The following is an 11,597-nucleotide window of genomic DNA, read 5'->3' as shown; positions in this document are numbered from 1 at the left end:
CTCTGCTGCAAACGGCTGATCCGGGGGCCTGAGGTTGCAGGTCGGGGTGCATCGGAAGAGGGCAGGTCTCAGGTGATATCCAGCAGATATCAAAGTTGCATGCTTTTAATATTAAGTCATTGATTTTTTTATTGTTATCGTAAAAAAGGAGAATCGGAAGGGCGCTACAATGCCAAGCACAGACCCATTCAAAGATAAAGTCGCCATCGTCACCGGTGCCGCCCAGGGCCTGGGCCTGGATTACGCCATGGCGCTGGCCGCGCGGGGAGCGCGGGTAGTCATCAGCGACCTGGGCACTGACCGCTCAGGTGAAGGGCAGAACCCGGCGGCGGTCAGCGTCGCGCTCGAAACGCTGCGGGGGCAGGGTTTCGAGGTGGTCGCTCATGCCGGCCACCTGGAAAACGAAGACGATTGCCGCGAACTGGTGGAACTGGCCATCACGCATTTCGGCGCGCTGGATATCCTCATTCACAACGCCGGTTGGGTCGATTACCAAGGCATCGAGACCCAGGAGCAGGCGTTTCTCGACCGCGCACTGGGCATCAGCGTGCACGCCCCGGTATGGCTGGCCAAGCATGCCTGGAAGCACCTCAAGCAAGCCGAGGCACCGCGCATAGTGCTCACGACCTCGGACCGCGCCATGTACCAGCGCTATGCCCAGCCAGGCCTGGTCGCCTACTCGGCGGGCAAGATGGCCCAGGTGGGCATCATGAACGCATTGAGCATGGAAGGGCTGGAACACGGCATCCTGGTCAATGCGGTCTCGCCGGTGGCCAAAACCAGGATGTGGGGCGTGACCCAGCCACCGGAAGAACTCAAGCCGCAATGGGTCACACCGGGCGTTCTGTACCTGGCCAGCCCGCTTTGCCGGGATACCGGGTACATCCTGCGGGCCAGCAATGGCCAGTTCACCGCCACGCGTTTCAGCGAGAACAGCGGCGTGAGCTACCCGCGTGACCTGGCGCGCGTCGAGGCTTCCAGCCTGGGCGAAGTGGCCGAACGCTGGAGCCTCATCAAGGAATGCCACTACGTGCCGACCAAGGTCGCCAACACCCGGGCCGACCTGGGTGAGAGCCCTGTGTGGGATGCGCGCACCGGCGCGTTGTATTTCGTCGATATCACCGGCGGGCGGATTCACCGGCTGCTAGCGGATGGCGAAGTCGAGACCCTCTATGAATCGGCTGCCCGTATCGGTGCCTTGGCACTGACCGACCAAGGCAACCTGATATTCACCGAAGATGCCAGCGTTGCCATTCTGGATATGTCCTCTTGCAAGGTGCGCCAGTACTCGGCGCCTGTGCATCACCGCCCGAGCTACCGCTTCAACGACGGCGCCTGCGACCCGCAAGGGCGCTTCGTCACCGGCCTGATGGACGAGGGCCCGAGCGGCAAGACCGGCGCGCTGCTGCGCTTTGACGGGGAACTGCACGATGTGGTGATCCATGACGGCATGGCGTTGCCCAATGGCATTACCTGGTCCGCCGATGGCAATACCGTTTTCTTCGTCGACTCCGCTGCTCGCTCGATCTACCGCGCCGCGTATCTGCCTGAAGGGCGCCTGGAGCAGGTCAGCCTGTTTGCCGAGACGCCTGCCGAACTGGGGCGCCCTGACGGCATCGCGCTGGATCGTGAAGGTGGGTTGTGGGTGTGTCAGTTCAATGGCAGCTGCCTGCTGCGCTATGACCGCGACGGCCATTTGACCGAACAGGTGGTGATGCCAGTGCCGCGCCCGACCAGTTGCTGTTTCGGTGGCGAAGGCATGAGCACGCTGTACATCACCACGGCCCGGGTCGGCATGTCGCCGACCGAGCTGCGGCATTACCCGGACGCTGGCGACCTGTATGCGATTCGCCCGGAAGTGGGCGGTGTTGCCCGCTACACGTTCACGGAATGAGCGCTTGCCCCTGGCTGGCCGGTAATACGGCCAGTTCGCCAAAACGCTGGCCCGAGTCGATATAGCGCAACGCCGATTTGGCATCCTTCCAGCCCACGTAACTCATCAGCGACTTCAGCTCCCAGCCGTTGGCCGTGGCCCAGGTGGCAAAACCACGGCGCAGGGAATGGCCGGTGTACAGCGCCGCCGGCACGCCGGCTCGTTCGAGCATGCGCCGCAACAGGCCGACCAGGCTGTTGCTGTTGAGCGCTGTGTCGCCCAGGTTGCCCCAGCGGTCCAGCTTGCGAAACACCGGGCCGTGGGCGATGCCCGCCACTTCGAGCCACTGCAGGTAGGCTGCGACAGGGCACAGCGCCTTCAGGGCCGGGGTGCGGTGTTGTACGCCTAGCGCTTCACGGTCACCTTTGCTGCGTGGTAGGAACAGGCTGATCCCCACGCCGGCTTCGGCCTGGATGTGTTCCACCCGCAGGCGCGCCAGTTCGTCACCACGAAACCCACGCCAGAAGCCCAGCAGCAACAGTGCAGTGTCACGCCGGGCGCGGCGCAGTGCTGGCAGGTCATGCTGCTCGCGGGCCAGCCTGGCCTCTTGTTCAAAACGCTCGACCGCCGTTTGCAGGTGCTGCAACAGCAGCGGGGCGGCCTGCTTCGGCGGTGTCGGGTGCAAGGTGCGGATGCCGCGCAGCACCTGGCGCACCAGCGGGGCCTTGGTCGGGTCGGGGAAGCCTTGGCTGATGTGCCATTGGCTGAGGGCCGCAAGGCGTTGGCGCAGGGTGCTGACCGCATGCTGCCCGGCGTGATCGGCCAGGTAGCGGGCAATGCTGTCGGCAGTGGCCGGGAGGAACCCGCCCCAGTGGGCTTCGAAATGCTCGATGGCAGCCTGGTAACTGCGCCGGGTGTTGTCACGGGTGGCGGCGCGGACGTAGCGCTCTATGTCGGTCATGTGAGGGTGGTGTCAGCGTGTGTTGCCACCACAATAAACCCTAACGTCTGGTCTGTCCCGGCTCTTTGACGGGGGCGCCCGCCCAAGGCTTCAGAGCACGCATGGCTTTTCCTCGATGCCGTTGAAGGGCGGGTATTCACGCAGTTGCGCCGGCGACAAGGGGCGGCTGAAGTGGTAGCCCTGGGCAATATCGCAGCCGGCAAGTTTCAGGCACACCACCTGCTCGCGCGTTTCGACCCCTTCGGCCACTACCTCCAGCCCCAGGCGCTTGGCCAGGATGATGGTCGAGGATACGATCGGGCTGTCGTCGTGGCTGTTGCACAGCGGTGCGATCAGCGACCGGTCGATCTTGAGCTTGCTCAACGGCAGTGACTGTAAGTGGGCGAAGCCGGCGTAACCACGCCCGAAGTCGTCGAGGCTGATGCCCAGGCCGGCCGCGCGCAGGCGGTGCAGATGCTCAACCGCCGTGCCTTCCGGGTCCAGAATGGTGGTTTCGGTGATTTCCAGCTCCAGCCGCTGCGGGCTGATGCCGTACAGCTGCAACTTGGCCAGCAGGCGGGTGCTGAAATCGGCCTGGCGCAGCTGCAATGCCGATACATTCACCGCCAGGCGGTTGTCGCGGCCCTGCAGATCCCAACGTGCCAGCTCCTCGCAGGCCAGGCGCAGCACTTCCCAGCCCAGCTCGATGATGAAACCGCTACGCTCGGCCAGGCCGATGAAGCGGTCGGGGTAGAGCAGGCCGAATTCTGGGTGGTCCCAGCGCACCAAGGCTTCATAGCCCAGCACGCGTTGGGTATCCAGGCGGATTTGCGGTTGGTAGTGCAGTATGAACTGACGTTCGGCCAGGGCACTGCCAAAGGCTTGTTCAAGGGTGAAGGCGTGGATGTCGGAAAGATTCAGCGAGGGGTCGAAGAAACGGTACTGGGCACGCCCGGCCTGCTTGGCCGAATACATGGCTGCGTCGGCGCAGCGGATCAGGCTGTCGATGTCCTGGCCGTCGCGTGGGCAGATGCTGATGCCCACACTAGGGCTGGTATTGACCTCCTGGCCGTCGAGGGAGTAAGTGGCCGAAAGTTTCTGCACCAGTTCGCGCACCCAGGTATCGATCTGTTCTTCACTGCGTTCGCCGGCCAGCAGTACCACGAACTCATCACCGCCGAAGCGCGAGGCTTCGTCGCCTTGCTCAAGCAGGCGCTGAATGCGCCCGGCCACGGCTTGCAGCAGCAAGTCGCCGATCTTGTGCCCGAGCGAATCATTGATCGACTTGAAACGGTCCATGTCGATGAACAGGATCGCCATCAGCCGGCGCTTGCCGCGTTGGCGGGTCAGCGCAAGGCCCGCCACCTCGACGAACTGGCGGCGGTTGTGCAGCCCACTAAGGTGGTCGGTGGCGGCGGCGTGGCTGCTGCGCCGGTGCGCATCTTCCAGGCGCCCGATCAGTTGCTGGTTGACCTGTTGCGCATGCTCAAGGGCGCTGAAAGCCTCCTGACGCTTGTGCAGCAGACGCAAGGTCCAGACCAGGCTGGCAAGGATCATCACCGTCATGCTCCAGTTCAACCAGAACTGACGTGAATACGCCAGGGCAGTGGGGGCGAGGATTTCGTCGATGCGCTGGCTGACGATGATGCTGAAACCGCGCTCGTCGATGCGCCGGTACAGGCTCTGGTAGGGCTGGCCGGATGCATATTGGATGAGCAGCCCCGACTCGCTGGCAGATGCCGGCAAACCGGGTTCGAAATCGACATCGGCCATGACCACGCCGCGGGTGTCGATACGCAGGCGCTCCTGGCCGTCGTCCTGCAGCAGGCGCATGAGGCCGGTGGTGCCCAGGTCAATGTGCTGGAACAGCACCGCGAGGTAGCCGATATCGAGCTGCACCACCAGGATCTTGTCGATCTCCCGGCCTGGCAGGCTGGTCAGCGGCAAGAGGAAGGGCAAGCGCCAGGTGGGCAGGGCCGAAGGGCTGAGGCCCGGTTCCACACGCGGCATGAAGGGTTTGAAACCGTAGTGCGCGACATGCAGTTTCAACTGCTGCAGCCAGCCGTCCGGCAGCGCCGCCACTTCGTTGACGTGACTGGCTGACAACAACTTGCCATTACGGTCGTACAGGCCCATGCGTTTGAACACCGGGTCCTCGGCAAGCAGCCGCGCCAGGCTCAGGCTGCCTTGGGGTAGCGCCTTCATGTCGTCCTGAGTGACGCGGCCCACGGCCTGGGCACGATCAACCAGCTGACGCAGGCTCTCAGCGACGATGCGGGCGAGGTTCTGGTGCTCGGCTGCCTTGGCCATCAGCGCATCCTGACGCGCGGCGGCCTTCTGGCTGAAGTGCACCCCCCAAAGGAAGGTGAGGGTGGCGGCACAGAGCATCAGGATCAATAGGCGCAGCAGGCCTGCTGACGAGAGAAAACGGCGTATCACGGCTGGTATTCCCGACCCTGGGTGAAGGCCGGAAAATACGACAATAAGATGACAGGCTAATGACTGGTGGCTATTTGCTTCTACGCTGTCTCTTTTGCTGCCAAGGCCCTTGAAGGTGCGGCTGTCGCGGGCTGCTCGGGGTGATCTGCTCCGTGACAAAGGCACCGGAGGTGCTGTATACCTTCACGCCACCAAGGGGAGCCCGGCAACGGGCTGAGAAACCGCTGGCACTGCAGCGCGGTGACCCTTAGAACCTGATCCGGATCATGCCGGCGAAGGGATGGGACTGCCGACCTGCCTTTTTGCCGGCCTCATTGCGAGGCCGCCCCATGCGCCACCGTCAAGGCCTCGCTGTCACCCTAGGGAGGGCAGCACCATGAACGAACCTTTCACCCACGCCTTACGCCGCCAGAACGAACCGACCTGGTCGGCTGCAGTCGGCCACCGCTTCGTCACTGAACTGTGCAACGGTAGCGTGGCGGACCCGATCATGGTCCGCTACCTGGTGCAGGACCACCGTTTTCTCGACAGTTTCCTGACCTTGCTCGGCGCCGCCATCGCCACAGCCGACACCTTCGAGGCGCGCCTGCGTTTCGGCCGCTTTGCCGGGATGATCAGCAGCGATGAAAACACCTATTTCCTGCGCGCTTTCCAGGCGCTGGACGTGAGCCCGCAGCAACGCACCGAACCCAGGGACACGCTGCCGACCCAAGGTTTCAAGGCCATCATGCGCGAAGCCGCCGCGACCCGCTCCTATGCGGCGGCGCTGGCAGTGCTCAACGTTGCCGAAGGCCTGTACCTGGACTGGGCGCTCAAGGCAGCGAAACCCTTGCCGGAAAACTTCGTCCATGCCGAGTGGATCACCCTGCATGACAATGCGGCATTCCAAGACTTTGTCGCCTTCCTGCAGGCCGAACTGGACCGCGTAGGCCCGCAGGAGCCGGCACTGGCGAGTGACTTCTACCAGCGCACCGTGGCGCTGGAACTGGCCTTCTTCGACGCCATCTACGACCAGGAGGCCTGAGCATGGATATCTTCGAGCGCCTGAAAGCGGCCAGCGCCCACCAGTGGTCGAGCTATGTGGAGCACGATTTCGTTCGGCAGATGGGTGAGGGCACCTTGAGCGAAGCAGCGTTCCGGACTTACCTGGTGCAGGACTACCTGTTCCTCATCCAGTTCGCCCGTGCCTGGGCGCTTGCCGCTTATAAAAGCAGGCTGCCGGCCGACATCCGCGCGGCACAAGCTGGCCTGGCGGCAATCCTTGACGAAACCGAGCTGCACTTGCGCCTGTGCGCCCGTTGGGGCTTGTCGCAGGCCGATATCCAGGCCGCGCCGGAGCACCAGGCCACGGTCGCCTACACCCGTTACGTGCTCGACTGCGGCGCTGCCGGCGACCTGCTCGAACTGCATGTGGCCTTGGCACCGTGCGTGATCGGCTATGCCGAGATCGGCCGCACCCTCGCGGCGCACATCGGTGACCTCAGTGCTCACCCTTACCGAGAGTGGATTGCCGAATACGCCGGGGAGGGCTACCAGAGCGTGGCCTCTGCGGCACGCAAGCACCTCGATGAGCTGGCCGCACGCAGCATGACCGAGCAGCGGTTCGTGGAGCTGGCGGCGATTTTTGGCCAGGCGTCGAGGCTGGAGGCGGACTTCTGGCAAATGGGGTTGGATGTGGCTGCCTGAGCCCGTTCAGGTTCTGTGCCGGTTACATCGGGGTTTGCACGATGTGACCGGTTGGTCGTTCAGAGGATGGGCCAGGACGGTCCTGGAATAGGGGCTGCTGTTTCGCTCACAGGATAATCGCGGGGCCTCCAGCGCGGCCGCCCCCGGTTTTTGCGCAGGCATCGCTAGCAATTACAACAACAAAAGCCTGCAGCAAAACTGAAAAGGGCCCATCGATGGCAACGCAAGAGCACGTTGAAACACCGCCGCTAGGCGTCACCGACCCGTCCAAGACTGCCGAGGCCAGGCAGGACCGCCACCTTGAAGGCAAGCTCGACTGGGCGGTGTTCGGCGTCACCAGCCTGCTGGCAATCGCTTTCATCACCTGGGGTGTCGTCAACCAGGCCAGCCTCGCTGCAAGCGCAACCTCTGCGCAATCCTGGGTCATCGTCAACTTTGGCTGGTTCTTCGTGCTGACCTCCACCGTGTTCGTCATCTTCGTGCTGTGGTTGGCCGCCAGCCGCTACGGCAGAATCCCGCTGGGGCGCGATGGCGAAGCACCGGAGTTTCGCACGGTGTCCTGGGTTGCCATGATGTTCAGTGCGGGCATGGGCATCGGCCTGATGTTCTTCGGGGTCGCCGAGCCGCTGTCGCACTACATTTCACCACCGCCCGGCACTGCCGCAGGCCAATCCGACGAAGCACTGCAGGTGGCGATGGCGACCACGCTGTTTCACTGGTCGCTGCACCCCTGGGCAATGTACGCCATCGTCGGCCTGGCAATCGCCTACGGCACGTTCCGCCGCGGCCGTTCGCAGTTGATTTCCACCGCGTTCCGGCCCTTGATCGGCAAGCACGCCAACGGCCCTGTCGGCCGCATGATCGACATGATGGCGATCTTCGCCACCCTGTTCGGTTCAGCGGCCTCGCTAGGGCTCGGCGCCCTGCAGATTGCCGGTGGGTTGGAATACAACGGCTGGATCGAGCACCCCGGCAAGCTGTTCTACATCGCCATCATCACCTTGCTGACCATCGCCTTCGTTGCTTCGGCCGTGTCTGGCATCGGTAAGGGGATCCAGTGGCTGTCCAATATCAATATGGTGCTGGCATTGGCGTTGGCGCTGTTCGTCTTCCTGGTCGGGCCGACGCTGTTGATGCTCAACCTGTTGCCCACGTCGATCGGTGTCTACATCAAGATGTTGCCCGAGATGATGGCGCGCACCAGCGCCAGTGGGGGGGATGCGATGGACGCCTGGCTGGCCGGCTGGACCGTGTTCTACTGGGCCTGGTGGATTTCCTGGACACCTTTTGTGGGCATGTTCATCGCCCGCATCAGCCGCGGCCGCAGCATCCGCCAGTTCGTCAGCGGCGTGTTGCTGGTGCCAGGGCTGGTCAGCCTGGTGTGGTTCAGCATTTTTGGCGGCGCCGGCATCGATGCCCTGCGCGAAGGCAGCTTCGTCCTTATCGACGGTGCGGTGAACAGCAACCATGCCCTGTATCAGTTGCTCGACAGCTACCCATGGGCCTCGGCGACTTCGGTGCTGGTCATGCTCCTGGTGGCGATCTTCTTCGTCTCCGGGGCAGATGCGGCGTCGCTCGTGATGGGTACCTTGTCCGAACACGGCACCACGCAACCCTCGCGTGCGACAGTGATCTTCTGGGGGGCACTGACTGGCACAGTCGCGGCCATCATGCTTGCGTTGGGCGACCCGGGTAACCCAGGGGAGGCGCTTACCGGCCTGCAGAACCTGACCATTGTCGTGGCGTTGCCATTTGTGGTGGTGATGGTGCTGTTGTGCCTGGCGTTGTACCGCGACCTGCGCAAGGACCCGATGATGCTGCGCCATCTGCGCGGCAGCGAGCTGATCGAAAAAGCGGTGCTGTACGGCGCGGTCAAGCACGGCGAGGAGTTCTACATCGTGGTGCAGGAAAAGAAACCCTCGTTCAAACCGGCCCCCGGCAAAGCCCGGGTGACAGAGCCTTGATCGACCGGGCGCGGCTGCGGCCGTCAACCGGCGGTGAGCGATGCCAACACGCAGCTTGCGATCTGGGCGTCCTGCACGGCCACCCCGGTCAGGTCGGCGAGCGTGATCTGGGCGTCATGCTCACGGCCGGTGGCGCGGCCCTCGAGTAGGGCACCAAGCTCGGCCAGTTGCTGTTCGCCGATCAGGCCGGCCTTCAGCGCATGGGAGACTTCGCCGTACTGGCTGCACTGGTAGAGGGAGTCGACGATGATACGGTCGGCACATGCCACCAGCGCAGTATCGAGCTCCTGCTTGCCCGGCGCATCGGCGCCAACGGCGGTGATATGGGTGCCAGGTTGCACCCATTCACGCTGCAGCAGTGGCTCGCGGGAAGGTGTCGTGCAGACGATCAGGTTGGCGGCGTGTGCAACCTCTGCAGCGTCACGGGTTATCCGCACTTCATAGCCCAGGGCTTCGGCAAAGGTTTTGTAGGCTGCCAGTTCCGCATCACTGCGCCCCCACACCACTACGCTGCGGCAGGACGTAACTGCACCCAGTTGCTGCAACTGCATGCGCGCCTGGGTGCCGGTCCCCAGAATACCGATCGCTCTCACATTTGCTGGTGCCAACAGGCGGGCGACGATGCGCCCGGCCAGCGCGGTGCGGATGCAGGTCAGCCAGCCCTCATCCTGCAACAAGGCAAGCGGCTGCCCGGTGCTGGCCGAGGCGACCAGCATCAAGCCATCATTGCTTGGCAGGCCCTTTGACGGATTGTCGTAAAAGCCAGTCGACAGTTTGACCGTGAACGTGTCGCTGCCCTCGATATAGGCAGCCTTGATGCAGCAGTCGCCATTGGCCTGCGCAAAAGTGAATGCCTGTACCGGTGGCACCTGGGCCTTGCCTTGGGAGAAGGCGATGAAACCGTGCTCCAGCCATTGCACTGCCTGCTCCACATCGAGCCGGGAGGTGATCTGTTGCTTGCTGAAAATGTTCATCGTACGGCCTCGAGGAATTTATCCAGCACGATGTTGCGGCCGCAAATGACGACCGCGACGCGCTTGCCGCGGTATGCCTTGGCCAGCTTCTGCATGCCTGCCACCGCGACACCGGCAGCACCCTCGATGATCCAGCGCTCATGTGCGGCCACATCACGCATCGCCGCCTTTATCTCCTCCTCGCTCACCAGCACGGTACGCGACAGCAGCGCCTGGCAGAGCGGGAAAGTCACGCAGCCTGGCTCGACCCCGCCTGCCGTACCGTCGGAGATCGTCTGCTGCTCTTGCATGTCGATGATTTCCCCGGCTTCCAGCGAGCGCTGCAGGGTAGGGGCATTCGCTGGCCAGCAGCCAATGATGTCGATGCTTGGGTTCAGCGCCCGCAGTGCTGCGCCGATACCCGAAATCATCCCGCCGCCGCCGACTGCGACGAATACGGCGTCCAGGTCCGGTGCCTGTTCAAACAGCTCCATCGCGATGGTGCCTTGGCCGGCGATCACTTCAAGGTCGTTGTAGGGCGAGACAAACGGCTTGCCCTGCAGGGCTGCTTGACGCCCCGCTTCAAGCTCCACGCCCAAAGGGTCCAGATCCAGGCTGACCACTTCAGCACCGAGCGCGCGAATTGCACCCAGCTTGTAAGCAGACGCCGAAGTGGTGGTATAGACGGTGACCGGCACCCCCATCACCTTGCCGGCAAGCGCGAGCGCTTGCCCATGGTTGCCAGAGGAGGCCGTGATGACGCCCAGTGCGCGCTGCTCGGCGGGTAGCAGGCGAAGCTTGTTACTGGCACCGCGGAATTTGAACGAGCCTGTGTGTTGCAGGTGCTCGCATTTCAGATACACGCTGCATTCGGTCATCGCCGAAAGCCCGGCGCTGAAGTTGAGCGGGGTGACACTCACCTCAGGGCGAAGTGCCTGGTGTGCATCTGCGATCGCTTGATACAGGGAAGACAGGTTGGGGGCATCGACAGGCATTGTGGCTACCGTTCGTATATGGACTGTACGTCCACGATAGACCCAATATCCACGCTGCACAAGTGCTAGTCATTCATTCAGCGGCCTGGCCCCTCAGTTCCTTGAGGTACTTGTAAACGGTCGCCCGGCCCATGCTCAGTACATTGGCCACATAGTCCGCCCCGCTGCGCCCCTCGAATGCCCCTTCGGCATGCAGGGCCTCCACCAACGTGCGCTTGTCTTTCATCTTCAGCGTACGCAGGGACAAATTGCGCGCCTTGAGCCAAGCGTGCAGGAAGGTATTGATCCGTTCCTGCCAGTCATCCTTGAACAGCGCATCGGGCTGCGGTACCAGGCGGCTGACCTGGAAAAATGCATCCAGCGCTTCACGTGCCTGTTCCAGCACAGAGAAGTTCAGGTTGATGCAGAGCAGGTACTGGGCTTCACCGTCCTGGTTGTACAGCACCGTGGTAATGGAGCGGATCTTTTGACCATCCCAGTTGAGCTTCTCGTAAGGGCCGAGCTTGGCGGCGTTGCGGAAGTCGCCAAGCTCCAGGTCCAGTGCCGAGTCATCGCCAACCTTGCGCCTGGAAAAGTTGTTGGCGATGTGGACGACCGTCTGACTCTGTACCTCGTGGACGATCACTTCGGCGTGGGGAAAGAGCAGCAGCGCAATGCTATCGGCGATTGCCTTGTAGTTTTCGATGTTCATCTTGAGCCGGGGTAGGTGCTTGATTGGGCGGGTAGCCATTTTGTCCATGGTGGACG

Annotated in this window: 9 protein-coding genes, 1 pseudogene and 1 riboswitch; of the genes and pseudogenes, 5 read left to right on the top strand and 5 right to left on the bottom strand. The window is 63.0% G+C overall.

The window, feature by feature from the left end:
* Nucleotides 1-169: 169 nt before the first annotated feature.
* Both ACIPZC_RS16460 and ACIPZC_RS16455 read left to right on the top strand, forming a co-directional pair.
* Nucleotides 170-790: pseudogene (locus ACIPZC_RS16460) on the top strand (SDR family NAD(P)-dependent oxidoreductase); the annotation flags it as partial.
* Nucleotides 785-1,894, top strand: coding sequence for an SMP-30/gluconolactonase/LRE family protein (locus ACIPZC_RS16455; RefSeq protein ID WP_400628288.1), 1,110 nt, complete (start codon nucleotides 785-787; stop codon nucleotides 1,892-1,894). The pseudogene ACIPZC_RS16460 and the gene ACIPZC_RS16455, both read left to right, overlap by 6 nt.
* Here ACIPZC_RS16455 and ACIPZC_RS16450 read toward each other — a convergent pair.
* Together ACIPZC_RS16450 and ACIPZC_RS16445 are read right to left on the bottom strand one after the other, a co-directional pair.
* The gene (locus tag ACIPZC_RS16450; RefSeq protein ID WP_241803452.1) at nucleotides 1,884-2,834 is read right to left on the bottom strand and encodes a site-specific integrase; all 951 of its coding nucleotides are present in this window, start codon (nucleotides 2,832-2,834) and stop codon (nucleotides 1,884-1,886) included. The two genes, ACIPZC_RS16455 and ACIPZC_RS16450, sit on opposite strands and share 11 nt — an antisense overlap.
* A 90-nt stretch (nucleotides 2,835-2,924) precedes the next feature.
* Nucleotides 2,925-5,252: a putative bifunctional diguanylate cyclase/phosphodiesterase gene (locus ACIPZC_RS16445; RefSeq protein WP_400628157.1), complete on the bottom strand. Its 2,328-nt coding sequence runs from the start codon at nucleotides 5,250-5,252 to the stop codon at nucleotides 2,925-2,927.
* Between the two features lie 184 nt (nucleotides 5,253-5,436).
* A riboswitch (TPP riboswitch) is annotated at nucleotides 5,437-5,550 on the top strand.
* Between the two features lie 78 nt (nucleotides 5,551-5,628).
* Here ACIPZC_RS16445 and ACIPZC_RS16440 point away from each other — a divergent pair.
* The 3 genes from ACIPZC_RS16440 to ACIPZC_RS16430 all read left to right on the top strand — a co-directional run bounded on the left by ACIPZC_RS16440 (nucleotide 5,629) and on the right by ACIPZC_RS16430 (nucleotide 8,902).
* Complete coding sequence (locus ACIPZC_RS16440; protein ID WP_400628155.1) at nucleotides 5,629-6,276, top strand: TenA family protein; 648 nt, start codon at nucleotides 5,629-5,631, stop codon at nucleotides 6,274-6,276.
* Entirely contained in the window at nucleotides 6,273-6,938 is a 666-nt protein-coding gene (gene tenA, locus ACIPZC_RS16435; RefSeq protein WP_400628286.1) for a thiaminase II, read from the top strand. The genes ACIPZC_RS16440 and tenA overlap by 4 nt, the downstream gene beginning before the upstream one ends.
* A gap of 215 nt (nucleotides 6,939-7,153) precedes the next feature.
* Nucleotides 7,154-8,902, top strand: coding sequence for a BCCT family transporter (locus ACIPZC_RS16430; protein WP_400628154.1), 1,749 nt, complete (start codon nucleotides 7,154-7,156; stop codon nucleotides 8,900-8,902).
* 23 nt (nucleotides 8,903-8,925) lie between these two features.
* Here ACIPZC_RS16430 and ACIPZC_RS16425 read toward each other — a convergent pair whose 3' ends face one another.
* From ACIPZC_RS16425 to ACIPZC_RS16415, 3 genes are all read right to left on the bottom strand, one after another.
* Entirely contained in the window at nucleotides 8,926-9,876 is a 951-nt protein-coding gene (locus ACIPZC_RS16425; RefSeq protein ID WP_400628152.1) for an ornithine cyclodeaminase family protein, read from the bottom strand.
* A complete protein-coding gene (locus tag ACIPZC_RS16420) occupies nucleotides 9,873-10,850 on the bottom strand; it encodes a threonine/serine dehydratase (RefSeq protein ID WP_400628149.1) in 978 nt (325 codons plus the stop codon). Before ACIPZC_RS16420 ends, ACIPZC_RS16425 begins: the two co-directional genes overlap by 4 nt.
* A 73-nt stretch (nucleotides 10,851-10,923) precedes the next feature.
* Nucleotides 10,924-11,541, bottom strand: coding sequence for a transcriptional regulator (locus tag ACIPZC_RS16415; RefSeq protein WP_267823966.1), 618 nt, complete (start codon nucleotides 11,539-11,541; stop codon nucleotides 10,924-10,926).
* Nucleotides 11,542-11,597: the final 56 nt, after the last annotated feature.

The organism is Pseudomonas sp. NPDC089743 (assembly GCF_044748785.1).
Classification (GTDB): domain Bacteria; phylum Pseudomonadota; class Gammaproteobacteria; order Pseudomonadales; family Pseudomonadaceae; genus Aquipseudomonas; species Aquipseudomonas putida_X.
The sequence above is the reverse complement of the archived record's forward strand: the minus strand, read 5'-3'. Positions and strand labels throughout refer to the sequence as shown.